Source organism: Zeimonas sediminis, assembly GCF_023721795.1.
Classification (GTDB): Bacteria; Pseudomonadota; Gammaproteobacteria; order Burkholderiales; family Burkholderiaceae_E; genus Zeimonas; species Zeimonas sediminis.
Map to the genome: position 1 here is coordinate 809,314 of NZ_JAMQYE010000001.1, position 14,433 is coordinate 823,746.

Sequence of the window (14,433 nt, forward strand, 5' to 3'; positions counted from 1 at the left end):
TCGCTCAGCCACGGCGGGTATCCAGTGCGTCGCGCAAGGCCTCGCCGACGAAGATCAGCAGCAGCAGCATGCCGACCAGCACGCCGAAGGTTCCCAGCGAGATCCACCAGGCGTCGAGGTTCGCCTTGCCCTGCGCGAGCAGCTCGCCCAGGCTGGGCGTGGACGGCGGCACGCCCAGGCCGAGGAAGTCGAGACTGGTCAGCGCGACGATCGCGGCGCTCATCCGGAACGGCAGGAAGGCGATGACCGGAGTCAGCGAATTCGGCAGCACGTGCCGGAAGATGATCTTCGAGTCGGGAAGGCCGAGCGCCCGCGCGGCGGTCACGTACTCGAGCTGCCGGTTGCGCAGGAACTCGGCGCGCACGTAGTCCGACAGGCCCATCCAGCCGAACAGCGACAGGATCCCGAGCAGGATCCACACGCTCGGCTCGAACATCGCGGCCAGGATCAGCAGCAGGTAGAGCTCGGGAATCGAGCTCCACACCTCGATGAAGCGCTGGAAGGCCAGGTCGAGCCTGCCGCCGAAATAGCCCTGCACCGCGCCCGCCAGCACGCCCAGCAGGACCCCGATCGCGGTCAGCGCCAAGCCGAACAGCACCGACAGGCGGAAGCCGTAGAGCAGGCGCGCGAGCACGTCGCGGCCGCGATCGTCGGTGCCGAGCCAGTTCTCGGCCGACGGCGGCGCCGGGTTCGGGCTCGCCGCGAAGTAGTTGATCGTGTCGTGGCTGTAGCGGTTCGGGGGCCAGATCGCCCAGTTGCCGTCCCTGGACAGCTGCTCTCGGATGAAGGGGTCGTGATAGTCGGTCCCGGTGCGGAAGTCGCCGCCGAAGGTGGTCTCCGGATAGTGGTTCCACAGCGGCCAGTAGAGTTGCCCCTGGTAGCTCGCGACGATCGGCCGGTCGTTGGACAGGACCTCGGCGAACAGGCTCGCGCCGAACACGATCGCGAAGATCCACAGGCTGACCCAGCCGCGCCGGTTGGCCCGAAAGCGCAGCCAGGCGCGGCGGCCGGGCGACAGCGACGCCCTCAACGGTTCGCCTCGAACTTCACGCGCGGATCGACCCAGGTGTAGGCGACGTCGGTCACCAGCTTGGTGAGCAGGCCGATCAGCGAGAACACGTAGAGCGAGCCGAGCACGACCGGGTAGTCGCGCTTGATCACCGCCTCGTACGAGAGCAGGCCCAGGCCGTCGAGCGAGAACAGGGTCTCGATCAGCAGCGAGCCGGTGAAGAAGGCGCCGACGAAGGCCGCCGGCAGCGCGGTGACCAGCGGGATCAGCGCGTTGCGGAACACGTGCTTGTAGAACACCTTGCGCTCGGACAGGCCCTTGGCCCGAGCGGTCAGCACGTACTGCTTGCGGATCTCCTCGAGGAAGGTGTTCTTGGTCAGCATCGTGGTGACCGCGAAGCTGCCGACCACCAGGCAGGTCAGCGGCAGCGCCAGGTGCCAGAAGTAGTCGAGCACCTTGCCTGCCAGCGACAGCTGGTCGAAGTCGTCGGAGGTGAGCCCGCGCAGCGGGAACAACTGCAGGAAGCTGCCGCCGCCGAACAGCACGAGCAGGGCCACGCCGAGCACGAAGCCCGGGATCGCGTAGCCCACGAGGATCGCGACCGATGTCCACAGGTCGAAGCGGCTGCCGTTGCGCACCGCCTTGGCGATGCCCAGCGGGATCGACACCGCGTAGACGATCAGGAAGCTCCAGATCCCGAGGCTCATCGAGACCGGCAGCTTCTCGACGATCAGCTGCCAGACCCCCTTGTGGTGCGAGTAGCTGGTGCCCAGGTCGAGCACCGCGTAGCGCTTGAGCATCTCCCAGAAGCGCTCGTGCGCCGGCTTGTCGAAGCCGTAGAGCTGGCGAATCTCCTCGATCCGCTCGGCCTCGATGCCCTGCGCGCCCCGGTACACGTTGCCGGTGGTCGCGACCTCGCCGGCCAGGCCGCCGCCGCGCAGCTGCTGGACCAGCTGCTCGACCGGGCCGCCCGGCACGAACTGGATGATCACGAAGGAGACCAGCAGGATCCCGATCAGCGTCGGGACCATCAGCAGCAGGCGCCTGAGGATGTAGCCGGTCATCGGGCTTCCCCTTGCGCGTCGCGCGACCACCAGGTCTTCAGCAGCCAGGGCTCCGCCGCGTAGTAGAGCGGCAGCGTCTCCGGGTGCGCGAGGTGCCTGCGGAAAGCGACCCGATGCGCGGAGGCGTGGAACTGCGGGACCATGTAGTGGCCGTGGCGCAGCAGGCGGTCGAGTACCTTGGCGTGGGTGACCAGTTCGGCGCGGGTGTCGCTGCGCAGCAGCCGCTCGATCACCAGGTCGACGGCCGGGTCGCGCACGCCCGCCAGGTTGTCCGATCCCTTCTCGCCGGCGGCAGCGCTGGTGAAGCGCTCGATCAGCTCGTTGCCGGGAGTCGGGCTGGCGCCGTAGACGTGCACGATCACGTCGAAGTCGAAATCGTCGGTCCGCTTCTGGTAGAGCGCGGGGTCGGTGACCCGCAGCCTCGCCTCGACGCCGAGCTTCTCGAGGTTGCGGGCCCAGGGCACGGCCACCCGCTCGAGCGCCTTCGAGTAGCTGAGGATCTCGAAGCTCATCTTCCTGCCCGAGGCGTCGCGCAGCACGCCCTCGTCGTCGACCCGCCAGCCCGCCTCGCGAAGCAGGACCAGCGCCCGGCGCAGGTTGTCGCGCAGGCTGCCCGGCGGGTCGGTCGTCGGCGGCACCGGCACGGCGCCGAAGACGGCCGGCGCGAGGCCGGCCGGATCCCCCTTCGCGCGCAGCCGCGCTCGAAGGTCCTCGAGCAGGGCGAGCTCGTCCGGACCGGGCAGGCCCGTCGCGGCCATGTCGCTGTTCGTGAAGTAGCTCGGGCTGCGGACGTACTGGCCGTGGAAGACCTGGCGGTTCATCCACTCGAAGTCCATCGCCAGCCCGAGCGCCTGCCTGACCCGCGCGTCGTCGAAGGGCGGGCGCCGCGTGTTGAACAGGAAGCCCTGCAGGCCCGCCGGATTCGAGTGCCGGAACTGCCGCTTGAGGATCTCGCCGCTGTCGTAGCGCCGGCCGGTGTGGCCGCGCGCCCAGTTCTTGGCCGAGTTCTCGGCCACCCAGTCGAACTCGCCGGCCTTGAAGCCCTCGAGCCGCGCGGTCTCGTCGCCGAAGTACTTGTAGACCACGCGGTCGAAGTTGAACATGCCGCGGCGCACGTTGAGCTCGCGGGCCCACCAGTCGGGGTTGCGCCGGTAGGAGATCGTCTTGCCCCAGTCGGTGCGCTCGATCCGGTAGGGGCCGCTGGTCAGCGGCTCTTCCTGGACCACCTCGTCGAAGTTCTTCCCGCTCCCCCACTTGCGCGAGAAGATCGGCAGCTGCATGCCGATGATCATGTGCAGCTCGTGGTTGCGGCGGCGGAACTCGAAACGGACGGTGCTCGGGTCGACGACGACGACCCGCGAGACGTCGGAGAAGTATTGCCGGAAGCGCGGGTGCGCGCGCTTGCCGGTGAGGGTCTCGAACGAATGCCTGACGTCGTCGGCGGTGACCGGATCGCCGTTCCAGAAGCGGGCGGCCGGATTCAGCCGGAAGGTGATCGACAGGCCGTCCGGCGCGAAGGCCATGTCCTCGGCGAGCAGCCCGTACATCGTGAACGGCTCGTCGTCGCTGCCCTCGGCCAGCGTCTCGAACATCAGCAGCCCGAGTCCGGCCGCTGCGAGCCCTCGCAGCGTGAACGGGTTGAGCTTGTCGAAGGAGCCGAAACCGGCGAGGTTCAGCGTGCCGCCCTTCGGAGCGTCGGGGTTGACGTAGTCGAACGCGTCGAAGCCCTGCGGATACTTGGGCGTGTCGCCCCAGGCGAGCGCATGAGCCGCATGCGCTGGCGGCGCGGCCAACCCGGCCGTCGCGATCGAGGCGACCGCCATCCAGGCGGCAGCGAACAGCTTGCGGCCCGCCGCCGCGATCGCCGGCGGACGACGTACCGGCCGGCCGTGGGCCGGCGCATCCGCCTGGTTATCGCGTGCGACAATTGTCATCGTCGAAGATTCTAGCGGAGACCCCGAATGGGATTCCTTGCCGGCAAGCGCATCCTGATCACCGGACTGCTTTCCAACCGTTCGATCGCCTACGGCATCGCGAAGGCCTGTCGCGAGCAGGGCGCCGACCTTGCATTCACCTACCAGAACGACCGTTTCAAGGATCGCGTCACCGACATGGCTGCCGAGTTCGGCTCGTCGCTGGTCTTTCCCTGCGACGTGTCCGAGGACGCCCAGATCGACGGCCTGTTCGCCGCGTTGCGCGAGCACTGGGACGGCCTCGACGGGATGGTCCACGCGATCGCCTACGCCCCGCGCGAGGCGATCGCCGGCGACCTGCTCGACGGCGTCAGCCGCGAGGCGTTCCGGATCGCCCACGACGTGTCCTCTTACAGCTTCGTGGCGCTGGCCAAGGCGGCCGAGCCGATGATGCAGGGCCGGCGGGGCGCGATGGTCACGCTCACCTACCTGGGCGCGGTGCGCGTCGTGCCGCACTACAACACGATGGGGCTGGCCAAGGCCAGCCTCGAGGCGTCGGTGCGCTACCTGGCCGACAATCTCGGCCCGCGCGGCATCCGGGTCAACGGCATCTCGGCCGGGCCGATCCGCACGCTCGCCGCGAGCGGCATCAAGGGCTTTTCGGGCATCCTCGACTACGTCGAGAAGAACGCGCCGCTTCGCCGAAACGTGACGATCGAGGACGTCGGCAACGTGGCCGCCTTCATGCTGTCCGACCTCGCCGCAGGCGTCACCGGCGAGATCACCTACGTCGACGGCGGCTTCAGCACGCTGGCCGGGGGCATGAAGGACATCGCCTGAAGCCACGGCTCGTTCTCGTCACGCCTGCGCTCGCCGACGCCAACAACGGGAACTGGCAGACCGCGTTCCGCTGGTCGCGTTTCCTCGGGAGCCAGTGCAGGGTCCTCACCGTCCGCCACTGGCAGGGCGAGCCGGCCGACGCGATGATCGCGCTGCACGCGCGCCGCTCGGCCGACTCGATCGCCGGATTCGCCGCGACCGGCCGGCCGGTCGCGGTCGTGCTGACCGGCACCGACCTGTACCGGGACACCCGCACCGACCCGTCGGCGCAGCGCTCGCTCGAGCTGGCCAGCCTGCTGGTCGTGCTGCAGCCCCGAGGCATGGACGAGCTCCCCGCGCGCCTGCGACACAAGGCGCTGACCATCTACCAGTCGGCCCGCGCGCTCGCGCCGGGCCGGCCGCGCGCGCGCACCTTCGACCTGGCGCTGGTCGGGCACCTGCGCGAGGAGAAGGACCCGATGACCGCGGTCCGCGCGATGGCCGCGCTGCCCGACCCGGGGCTCAGGCTGGTGCACGCCGGCGCCGTGCCGGGCGACGCGCTCGGCGACGCCTTCCGGGCCGCCGCGCGAGCCGACGCCCGGATCGAGCTGCGCGGCCCCCTGCCTCACGCGGCCGCCCGGCAGCTGATCCGCCGCTCGCGCGCGCTGCTGCTTCCCTCGCTGATGGAAGGCGGCGCGAACGTGGCGATCGAGGCGATCACGAGCGGCGTGCCGGTGCTGGCCTCGCGGATCGGCGGCTCGGTGGGCCTGCTGGGGGACGACTACCAGGGTTTCTTCCCGGTCGGCGACGCCGCCGCGCTGGCCGGCCTGATCCGGCGCTGTAAGGAGTCGCCGGACTTCCTCGTCCACATTCGACGGCAATGCGCGGCCCGCGCCCCGCTCTTCGAGCCGGCCCGCGAACGGGATGCCGTTCGCGCGCTGGCGCATAATCTCCTGTCCACGACCCAGGAAGCCCGACGATGAACGCTCCCACGTCTCCGGGGCCGATGCGGCTCACCTCCTTCTCGCACGGCGGCGGCTGCGGCTGCAAGATCGCGCCCGGCGTGCTGTCCGACATCCTGAAGAACACCGGCAAGCTGCCGGTGCCGCCGCAATTGCTGGTCGGCATCGAGACGGCCGACGACGCCGCCGTGTGGAAGCTCAACGACGAGCAGGCACTGGTCGCCACGACCGACTTCTTCATGCCGATCGTCGACGACCCGTATGACTTCGGCCGGATCGCCGCCACCAACGCGATCTCCGACGTCTACGCGATGGGCGGCAAGCCGATCATGGCGCTGGCCATCGTGGCGATGCCGATCGACCGGCTGCCGGCCGACACGATCCGCCGCATCCTCGAGGGCGGCGAGTCGGTCTGCGCCGCCGCCGGGATCCCGATCGCCGGCGGCCACACGATCGACTCGGTCGAGCCGATCTACGGACTGGTCGTGATGGGCCTGGTCCACCCGGACCGGATCAAGCGCAATGCCGGCGCGCGCCCCGGCGACAAGCTGGTGCTCGGCAAGCCGCTGGGTGTCGGCGTGCTGTCGGCCGCCCTGAAGCAGGACAAGCTGAGCGACGAAGGCTACGCGGCGATGATCGCCAACACGACCCGGCTGAACACGCCGGGCCAGGCGCTGTCCGAGCTCGACGGCGTCCACGCGCTGACCGACATCACCGGCTTCGGGCTGCTCGGCCACACGCTCGAGCTCTGCCGCGGCGCGCGACTGGCCGCCAGGCTGTCGATGGGCGCGGTGCCGCTGATCCAGGGCGTGCGCGGGTTCGCCGGCGAAGGCCTGTTCACCGGCGCCTCGGGACGCAACTGGGCAGCCTACGGCCAGTCGGTGGCCATGGCAGCCTCGCTGGGCGAGGTCGACAGGGTGCTGCTCACCGATCCGCAGACCTCGGGCGGCCTGCTGGTCGCCTGCGCGCCCGACGCGGTCGACCAGGTGCTCGGCATCTTCCGGCGCGACGGCTTCGATCAGGCCGCGGTCGTCGGCGAGCTGGTCGCCGGCGAGCCGGTGGTCGACGTCGAAGCCTGAACGGCAGGGCACGCCCCGCGCCCGCGCGATCGCCCGCCTCGCGACCGCGCGATCACCGACCCACCGGAGAAAAGCGATGTCGGAACGCAAGCCTGGAACGGTCCTTCTCGCCGCCTCGCGGCGTCGAGCCACGAAGTCCGGCCTGCTGCTGCTGGCCGGCGTCGCGGCGCCGTGGGCCGTCGGCCCCGCCCATGCACAGGGCCTTTTCGACAAGCTGCTCGAAGCGGCCCGCGAGCGCATGTCGAAGGGCGTGCCCGGCCTGGGCGGCGTGCCGGGCATCGGCGAGCCGGTCGGCGTGGCCTCGCCGCGCTACGTGGCCACGGTGCTGCACCAGATCCTGGTGAAGGCCGACCAGTCGCAGGTCAGCAATCCGCACAACACCGGCCAGCGGATCGGCAACGTCACGCTGTCGATCGACATCTCCTCCGGTGGACGTCTGCTCGAGGTCAAGGTGACCGGCACGTCCGGCCAGGGCAGCGCGCTGACCGGCAAGGCGATCGAATCGGTGCGCCGCGCCGCCCCTTTTCCGGTGCCGGTCATGGCCGATGGCGGCGCGCCCAAGCGCGTGATCATCGAGGAGACCTGGGTGTTCAACCGCGTGCAGCGCTGGACGCTCGAGTCCGCGATCGATACCGCGAAGGAACTCGAGCAGATGTCGGGTTGACACCGCCCGGCCCCCAACAAACCCGAAAAGAGGAAGACCACACGATGCCCCCCCGTCGCAAGCTGTTCGCCCTGACCCTGACCCTGCTGCTCGCCGGCCTGCCGGCGGCTCCGGCGCTGGCCGCCGACGTGTTCCGCGTGTCGGCGATCCCCGACGAGTCCCCGACCGAGCTGCAGCGCAAGTTCAAGCCGCTCGGCGAGCACCTGGAACGCAAGCTCGGCATGAAGGTCGAGTTCGTGCCGGTCACCGACTACGCCGCCTCGGTCGAGGCGCTGGTGAACAAGAAGGTCGACATGGTCTGGTTCGGCGGCTTCACCTTCGTGCAGGCCCGGATCCGCTCGAAGGACGGCGTCGAGCCCCTGGTGCAGCGCGCCGAAGACGAGAAGTTCCGTTCGGTCTTCATCACGCCGGCCGACTCCGGCGTCTCGAAGCTCGAGGACCTTAAGGGCAAGTCGGTCGCTTTCGGCTCGCCGTCTTCGACCTCCGGCCACCTGATGCCGCGCTCCTTCCTGCTGGCCGCGAAGATCGACCCCGACCGCGACCTTCGGGTGTCGTTTTCCGGCGCCCACGACGCGACCGCGCTGGCGGTCGCCGGCGGCCGGGTCGCGGCCGGCGCGCTGAACATCTCGGTCTGGGAGAAGATGGTCGCCGAGAAGCGGGTCGATCCGGAGAAGGTCCGCGTGTTCTACACCACCCCGCCCTACTACGACTACAACTGGACGGTTCGCAAGGACATCGACCCTGCGCTGCGAGCGAAGCTGCTCGACGCCTTCCTGTCGCTCGACCCGGCCGTGCCCGCCGACAAGCAGATCCTCGACCTGCAGCGCGCCAGCCGCTTCGTGCCGACCAAGGCGGCGAACTACGCATCGATCGAAGAAGCGGCGCGCAGCGCCGGCCTGCTGAAGTGACGCGGACGCCGGCCGCCCTGGACGCGGCTCGCGCCGCCGGCTCGGCGGCGGCCGGCCACGGTTCGCACGCCGCCGGCTTCGCGGTGGCGCCGGGCGGCGGCCTCGCGCTGCGGCTCGAACGCGCTTCGGTGCACCACGGCGGGCCGCGCTGCGCGCTGTGCGACGCCAGCGTCGCGATCGAGCCCGGCGAGCAGGTCGCGCTGATCGGCCCGAGCGGCGCCGGCAAGACCACGATGCTCGGCGTGCTCGGCGCGGCGGTGCGGCCCACCGCGGGCCACGTCCTCGTCGACGGCGCCGACCCATGGACCCTGTCCGGGCCCGCGCTCCGCGCGCTGCGCGCCCGGTTGTTCAGCGCGCCGCAGGCCCCGCCGCTGCCGCCGCGGCAGCGGGTGGTGACCGCGGTGCTGGCCGGCCGGCTGCCACAGTGGTCGCTTCGGCGCGCGCTGGCCTCGCTGTGGCGGGCCGCCGAGCCCGAGCTCGCCGCGCGGGCGCTCGCGCGCTTCTCCCTCGAGGACAGGCTCTGGTCGCGGGTCGACAGGCTGTCGGGCGGCGAGCGGCAGCGGGTGAGCCTCGCCCGCGCGCTGGTGTCCGGCGCGCAGGCCTTCCTGATCGACGAGCCCCTGTCGGCGCTCGACCCGACGCTGGCGATCCGCACGCTCGACGTGCTGATCGAGACCGCCGCAGGCCGCGGCGCGACGCTCGTCTGCAGCCTGCACCAGGTCGACCTGGCCCTCGCGCGCTTTCCGCGCGTGATCGGGCTGCGCGACGGCACCGTCGTGTTCGACCGTCCGCCCTCGAAGATCGGCAGCGAGGACATCGCGCGCCTGTACCTGAACCGTGACGCCGGCGCGTCGCCGGGGCAGGCCGAAGCCCTGCCCGGCGACGCGCCCGATCTCCCGAAACCGACCCGCTGCTTCTGAGCCCCCGGCGAGGCCGCCGCCACGTCGCCCCAACCGATGCAAGACGCCGCTCCCCGCAGCCCCGTTCGCGCCGAACTGCGCGACCCGGCGTGGCGCGGCCGCCTCACGCTGCTGGTGCTGGCTGCAGCGCTGACCTGGCCGCTGCTGGTGGCCAGCGAGTTCCGCCCCTGGCAGTTGCTCGACCCGCAGGCTCTCGAGGCGGCTTCCGGCTTCCTGCGCAGCTTCCTGCCGCCGGCCGTCGCGCCGGACTTCCTGCTGCTGGTCGCCGAGGCGGCCTGGATCACCGTCGCCACCGCGACCGGCGGCCTCGCGCTGGCGCTGGTGGCGGCGGTTCCGCTGACGCTGATCGGCACCGCGCGGCTGTCGCAATCGGGCATCGGCCGCCCGATGGGCCGGCTGCCCGCGGTGGTCCGCCAGGCGGTTCGCTGGCTGCTGATCTTCCTGCGCAGCGTGCCCGAGCTGGTGTGGGCGCTGCTCTTCGTGCGCGTGGTCGGGCTCGGCCCGACGGCCGGCGTGCTCGCGATCGCGCTGACCTACTGCGGCATGCTCGGCAAGGTGTACTCCGAGGTGCTAGAGTCGGCGGACGCTGCGCCGACCGACGCGATACTCCGGAACGGCGGCAGCAGGCTGCAGGCCTTCCTGTACGGCGCGCTGCCGCAGTCGTCTCCGGAGCTTGTCTCGTACACGGTGTTCCGCTGGGAATGCGCGGTCCGCTCCTCGGTGATCATGGGTTTCGTCGGCGGCGGCGGCCTCGGCCAGCAGATGGAAATGTCGATGAAGATGCTGGCCGGCGGCGAGGTCTTCACGATGCTGGTCGTTTTCGTGCTGCTCGTCGCGCTGGCCGACCTGGTCAGCCGGGCGCTGCGCTCGCAGCTCGACGGACCGGCCCGGCGCGCCCGCTCGACGGCTGGCGCCGTGGTTCCGGGCCCGGCCCCTGGCGAGGAGCGGCGCGCAGGGCTGGCCGCAGGGCCGTCCGGCCGCCCGGACGCGATGCCGCGCGGGCCCGGCTCGCTCGCGTGGCCGGCGGCGATCGCCGTGCTCGCGATCGCCTCCTTCGTCACCCTCGACCTGCGCTGGCGCGACTTCCTCGCCCCCGATGCGCTCGGCGCGATGGCCGAGTTCGTCGGCGCCTTCTTCCCGCCCGAGACTTCAGGCGCGTTCATGGCCCGGATCTGGCAAGGCGCGCTCGAGACGCTCGCGATGTCGGCGATCGGCACCCTGATCGCGGCAGCGCTCGGGCTGGCGCTGGCGCTGGCCGCCAGCCTGCCGGCCGGTCGTCATCCGGCTGGCCTGCTGCGCGCGGGCACCCGGCTGCTCCTGAACATGCTGCGCTCGATCCCGGAACTGGTCTGGGCCGCGCTCTGGGTGATCGCGGCGGGTCTGGGCCCCTTCCCCGGCACGCTGGCGCTGGCCGCCCACACCACCGGCGTGATCGGGCGGCTGTTCGCGGACACGCTCGAGAACCTTCCGCCGGCGCCCGCGCGGGCCTTGCGCGACAACGGCGCCTCGCCGCTGGCGGTGTTCCTCTACGCGACGCTGCCGCAGGCGCTCCCGCAGATGACCTCCTACACCCTCTACCGCTGGGAGAACAACATCCGCGCGGCCGCGGTGCTCGGCGTCGTGGGCGCGGGCGGCCTGGGGCAGATGCTGCACTTCCACCTGAGCCTGTTCCAGATGCAGGAGGCCGCCACCGTGGTGATCGCGATGCTGGCGATCGTCGCGGCCGTCGACGCGCTGAGCTACGCGCTGCGCAGCAGGATGGGCCGGTGAGCGGCGCCGGCGCGGCGCCGCTCGGGCGCCAGCAGGCCTGCGGCCTGCTGATCGACGGCGTCACGAAGTCCTTCGAGGGACGCAAGCTGCTCGACGCGGTCTCGATGCGGATCGCCCCGGGCGAGTCGGTCGCCCTGCTCGGCGAGTCGGGCACCGGCAAGTCGACGCTGCTCAACCTGATCGCCGGCCTCGAGCCGGTCGACGCCGGACGCATCCTGATCGGCGACGACGACGTCTGCGCGATGTCGGCCCGCGCCGCCGCCGAACTGCGCGGCCGCCGCATCGGCTTCGTCTTCCAGGCCTTCCACCTGCTGCCCTACCTGAGCGCCGAGCGCAACGTGGCGGTGCCGCTGCTGCTGTCCGGCGCCGAGCCCGGGCAGGCACTCGCCGCGGCGCGCGAGCTCCTCGACCAGGTCGGCCTGTCGGACCGCGCCGCGGCGATGCCCCGGCAGCTGTCCGGCGGCGAGCAGCAGCGAGTGGCCCTCGCCCGCGCGCTGGTGCACCGTCCGGCGCTGGTGCTGGCCGACGAGCCCACCGGCAATCTCGATCCGGCGACCGCGGCGGTCGTGCTCCGGCTGATCTCCGACCGGGTCCGCGCAAGCGGGGCGACACTGCTGATGGTCACCCACTCGGAGCAGGCCGCCGCCATCGCCGACCGCCGCTGGCGCCTCGACGCCGGCGGCCTGCACGAAGCGTGAGCGCCGCGCTGCAGGGCTGGCTGTGGCAGGCCCAGTTGCGCGCGCAGCCGGGTCGCCTGGCCGCGGCAGCCGCCGCGATCGCGATCGGCGTCGCGCTCGCCCTGGCGATCCACCTGGTCAACCGCTCCGCGCTCGACGAGTTCGACGCCGCGCTCGCCACGGTCAACGGCGAGGCCCAGGCGCGCGTGGAGTCGCGGGCCGGCAGCTTCGACGAGCGGCTCTGGCCGCGCATCGCTGCCGCGCCCGAGATCGCGGCGGCGAGCCCGGTGATAGAGGCGAGCTTCGCGATCGCGGCGCCTGGCGAGGCGAAGGCCGGGCAGCCCGGATCCGGCGCCGCCGAGGGGCCCAGGCTTCGCGTGATCGGCATCGACCCGCTGCGCGCGGCGCGCGTCACCCCGACGCTGCTGCCTTCGGCCGAAGGCGCCGACGCCGGCGCCGGCACCGAGCTCTTCGCCGACGACGCGATCTTCCTGTCGCAGCGGGCGCTCGAGCTCGCCGGCCGGCGTGTCGGCGATCCGCTGACTCTGCTGACGGCCGGCGGCCCGGTGCGGCTGAGGATCGCCGGCACCGTTGCGCGCGCGCCGGCCGACGTGGCGCTCGCGGTCATGGACATCGGCACGATGCAGTGGCGGCTGGGATGGCTGGGGCGACTGAGCCGGATCGACCTGAGGCTCGCGCCGGGAACGTCGCCGGCGGCGCTGGCCGCGCCCGATGCGCTCGGCCTGCCTGCCGACCTGATCGTCACCACGCCCGACGCGTCCCGCCAGCGGATGTCCAACCTGTCGCGCGCATACCGGGTCAACCTGACCGTGCTCGCGCTGGTCGCGCTGTTCACCGGCGGTTTCATCGTCCACTCGGCGATGGCGCTGGCGGTGGCCCGCGAACGCTCGCGCCTCGCCCTGCTCGGCGTGCTGGGCGCCGGGCGCGGATTCCTGGTCCGACAGGTCCTCGGGCTCGGCCTGATCCCCGGGCTGGCGGGCGCGCTGCTCGGCGTGCTGGCCGGCGTGGCCGGGGCGCGCCTGCTGCTGGCCGCCGTGGGCGGCGACCTGGGTGGCGGCTACTTCGCCGGCAGCACGCCGGCCCTTTCGATCGATCCGTCGGCGATGGCCGGCTTCGGACTGGCGGGCCTGGCCACTGCCGTGGTCGGCAGCCTGGCCTCGGCGCGGCGGATCGCCCGCCAGCCCGCGGCGCGGATGCTGCGCGAGGGCAGCGCCGACGAGTTGCCCGCCGCCCGGATTCCTGCCGCGCTGCCGCTGCTCCTGTTCGGCGCCGGCGCGCTGCTGCTCGCGGCGCCGCCGCTGAACGGGCTGCCGATCGCAGCCTACCTGACGATCGCGCTGTGGCTGGTGGCCGGCATCGCGATCCTGCCGCGAGCGCTGGCGGCCGCGGGTCGGCACCTGCGCGGCGACGGCACCGCGCGGGCAGGCGCGATCGCCTGGCTGGCCGCCCAGCGCGTCGCCGCCGCGCCGGGCAGCGCCAGCGCCGCGCTGGGCGGCATCGTGGCCGCGGTGGCGCTGGCCAGCGCGATGGCGATCATGGTCACCAGCTTCCGGACGTCAGTCGATCAGTGGCTCGGCAATGTCCTGCCGGCGGACCTCTACGGGCGCATCGAGAACGCCGGCCCGCTCGACGGCATCGATGCCGCCGCCCAGGCGAGGATCGCCGCGATAACGGGGGCGGCGCGGGTGGAGTTCCTGCACGCGACGCGGCTGATCCTCGATCCGCAGCGCCCGCCGGTCGCGCTGCTCGCCCGGCCGATCGATGCGTCGGCGCCGCAGCAGCGACTGCCGGTCACCGGTGCGTTGCGGACCCCGCCTGCCGGCGCGACCCCCGTCTGGGTCAGCGAGGCCGTCGTGGACCTGTACGGCTGGCGTCCGGGCGACCGGGTGGCGCTGCCGGTCCCGGACAAAGGGGCCGCGCCGCCGGTCCCGGACAACGGCTTGGCGCCGCCGGCGCCGGCCGAGCCGGCGCCCTTTTTCGTCGCCGGCGTGTGGCGCGACTATGCCCGCCAGCACGGCGCGATCGTCGTCGACCTCGACGCCTGGCGCCGGCTCGCCGGCGAGGCGCGGGTCACCGACCTCGCGGTGTGGCTGGCGCCGGATGCGGACGAGGAAGCCGTGGCCGGGGAGATCCGCGACGCGCTGGCCGGCGCCGCGACCTTCGAGCTGCGCAGCGCCGCCACGCTGCGCGCGCTGTCGCTGACGATCTTCGACCGCAGCTTCGCCGCGACCTGGGCGCTCGAGGCAGTGGCGATCCTGGTCGCGCTGTTCGGGGTCGCGTCGGCCTGGTCGGCCGAGGCGATCGCCCGCCGCCGGGAGTTCGGGATGATGCGCCACCTGGGCGTGCAGCCCGCCGCGATCGTCGGGCAGTTCGCGATCGAGGCGGCCGTGCTGGTGGCGGCTGCCGTATGCTGGGGCATCGCGCTGGGCGCCGCGATCGCGCTGGTGCTGGTGCACTGGGTCAACCCGCAATCCTTCCACTGGACCATGGACATCGATTGGCCGGCGGCGACGCTGGCGGGCGGCGCCTTCGGGATGATCGCGCTGGCGGTCGTCGTTGCAGCGCTCGCCGCGCGCCAGGCGAGCAGTGCCTCGCCGGTGCGCGCCGTCAGGGAGGACTGGTGAGTC

The 14,433-nt window shown here is 72.3% G+C and carries 12 protein-coding genes; 9 read left to right on the top strand and 3 right to left on the bottom strand.

The window, feature by feature from the left end; translation table 11 throughout:
• Nucleotides 1-4: 4 nt before the first annotated feature.
• From M6I34_RS03780 to M6I34_RS03790, 3 genes are read right to left on the bottom strand one after another with little or no spacing between them, the layout of a single operon-like run.
• On the bottom strand, nucleotides 5-1,066 hold the full coding sequence (locus M6I34_RS03780) for an ABC transporter permease (RefSeq protein ID WP_418953532.1): 1,062 nt from the start codon (nucleotides 1,064-1,066) through the stop codon (nucleotides 5-7).
• Nucleotides 1,027-2,073, bottom strand: coding sequence for a microcin C ABC transporter permease YejB (locus M6I34_RS03785; protein ID WP_272484379.1), 1,047 nt, complete (start codon nucleotides 2,071-2,073; stop codon nucleotides 1,027-1,029). Before M6I34_RS03785 ends, M6I34_RS03780 begins: the two co-directional genes overlap by 40 nt.
• Nucleotides 2,070-4,007 carry an extracellular solute-binding protein gene (locus M6I34_RS03790; RefSeq protein WP_272484380.1) on the bottom strand — a complete coding sequence of 646 codons (1,938 nt, stop codon included), beginning with the start codon at nucleotides 4,005-4,007 and terminating at the stop codon, nucleotides 2,070-2,072. The genes M6I34_RS03785 and M6I34_RS03790 overlap by 4 nt, the downstream gene beginning before the upstream one ends.
• A 27-nt stretch (nucleotides 4,008-4,034) precedes the next feature.
• On the opposite strand from M6I34_RS03790, the gene fabI reads away from it, so the two are divergent.
• From fabI to M6I34_RS03835, 9 genes are all read left to right on the top strand, one after another.
• A complete protein-coding gene (gene fabI / locus M6I34_RS03795) occupies nucleotides 4,035-4,826 on the top strand; it encodes an enoyl-ACP reductase FabI (RefSeq protein ID WP_272484381.1) in 792 nt (263 codons plus the stop codon).
• Complete coding sequence (gene senB, locus M6I34_RS03800; RefSeq protein WP_272486595.1) at nucleotides 4,823-5,788, top strand: selenoneine biosynthesis selenosugar synthase SenB; 966 nt, start codon at nucleotides 4,823-4,825, stop codon at nucleotides 5,786-5,788. The genes fabI and senB overlap by 4 nt, the downstream gene beginning before the upstream one ends.
• Nucleotides 5,785-6,846: a selenide, water dikinase SelD gene (gene selD, locus M6I34_RS03805; protein WP_272484382.1), complete on the top strand. Its 1,062-nt coding sequence runs from the start codon at nucleotides 5,785-5,787 to the stop codon at nucleotides 6,844-6,846. The genes senB and selD overlap by 4 nt, the downstream gene beginning before the upstream one ends.
• Nucleotides 6,847-6,922: 76 nt before the next feature.
• A complete protein-coding gene (locus M6I34_RS03810) occupies nucleotides 6,923-7,510 on the top strand; it encodes an energy transducer TonB (RefSeq protein ID WP_272484383.1) in 588 nt (195 codons plus the stop codon).
• 44 nt (nucleotides 7,511-7,554) lie between these two features.
• Nucleotides 7,555-8,418: a putative selenate ABC transporter substrate-binding protein gene (locus tag M6I34_RS03815; RefSeq protein WP_272484384.1), complete on the top strand. Its 864-nt coding sequence runs from the start codon at nucleotides 7,555-7,557 to the stop codon at nucleotides 8,416-8,418.
• Complete coding sequence (locus M6I34_RS03820; protein ID WP_418953439.1) at nucleotides 8,415-9,338, top strand: phosphonate ABC transporter ATP-binding protein; 924 nt, start codon at nucleotides 8,415-8,417, stop codon at nucleotides 9,336-9,338. The genes M6I34_RS03815 and M6I34_RS03820 overlap by 4 nt, the downstream gene beginning before the upstream one ends.
• Before the next feature lie 36 nt (nucleotides 9,339-9,374).
• The gene (phnE, locus tag M6I34_RS03825) at nucleotides 9,375-11,108 is read left to right on the top strand and encodes a phosphonate ABC transporter, permease protein PhnE (RefSeq protein ID WP_272484385.1); all 1,734 of its coding nucleotides are present in this window, start codon (nucleotides 9,375-9,377) and stop codon (nucleotides 11,106-11,108) included.
• Entirely contained in the window at nucleotides 11,105-11,806 is a 702-nt protein-coding gene (locus tag M6I34_RS03830) for an ABC transporter ATP-binding protein (RefSeq protein ID WP_272484386.1), read from the top strand. Before phnE ends, M6I34_RS03830 begins: the two co-directional genes overlap by 4 nt.
• On the top strand, nucleotides 11,803-14,430 hold the full coding sequence (locus M6I34_RS03835; RefSeq protein WP_272484387.1) for an ABC transporter permease: 2,628 nt from the start codon (nucleotides 11,803-11,805) through the stop codon (nucleotides 14,428-14,430). The genes M6I34_RS03830 and M6I34_RS03835 overlap by 4 nt, the downstream gene beginning before the upstream one ends.
• Nucleotides 14,431-14,433 lie beyond the last annotated feature (3 nt).

Coding starts and splice junctions, on each gene's coding strand:
- M6I34_RS03785 (WP_272484379.1), bottom strand. CDS start 2,073: ATGACCGGCTACATCCTCAGGCGCCTGCTGCTGATGGTCCCGACGCTG.
- M6I34_RS03790 (WP_272484380.1), bottom strand. CDS start 4,007: ATGACAATTGTCGCACGCGATAACCAGGCGGATGCGCCGGCCCACGGC.
- fabI (WP_272484381.1), top strand. CDS start 4,035: ATGGGATTCCTTGCCGGCAAGCGCATCCTGATCACCGGACTGCTTTCC.
- selD (WP_272484382.1), top strand. CDS start 5,785: ATGAACGCTCCCACGTCTCCGGGGCCGATGCGGCTCACCTCCTTCTCG.
- M6I34_RS03810 (WP_272484383.1), top strand. CDS start 6,923: ATGTCGGAACGCAAGCCTGGAACGGTCCTTCTCGCCGCCTCGCGGCGT.
- M6I34_RS03815 (WP_272484384.1), top strand. CDS start 7,555: ATGCCCCCCCGTCGCAAGCTGTTCGCCCTGACCCTGACCCTGCTGCTC.
- phnE (WP_272484385.1), top strand. CDS start 9,375: ATGCAAGACGCCGCTCCCCGCAGCCCCGTTCGCGCCGAACTGCGCGAC.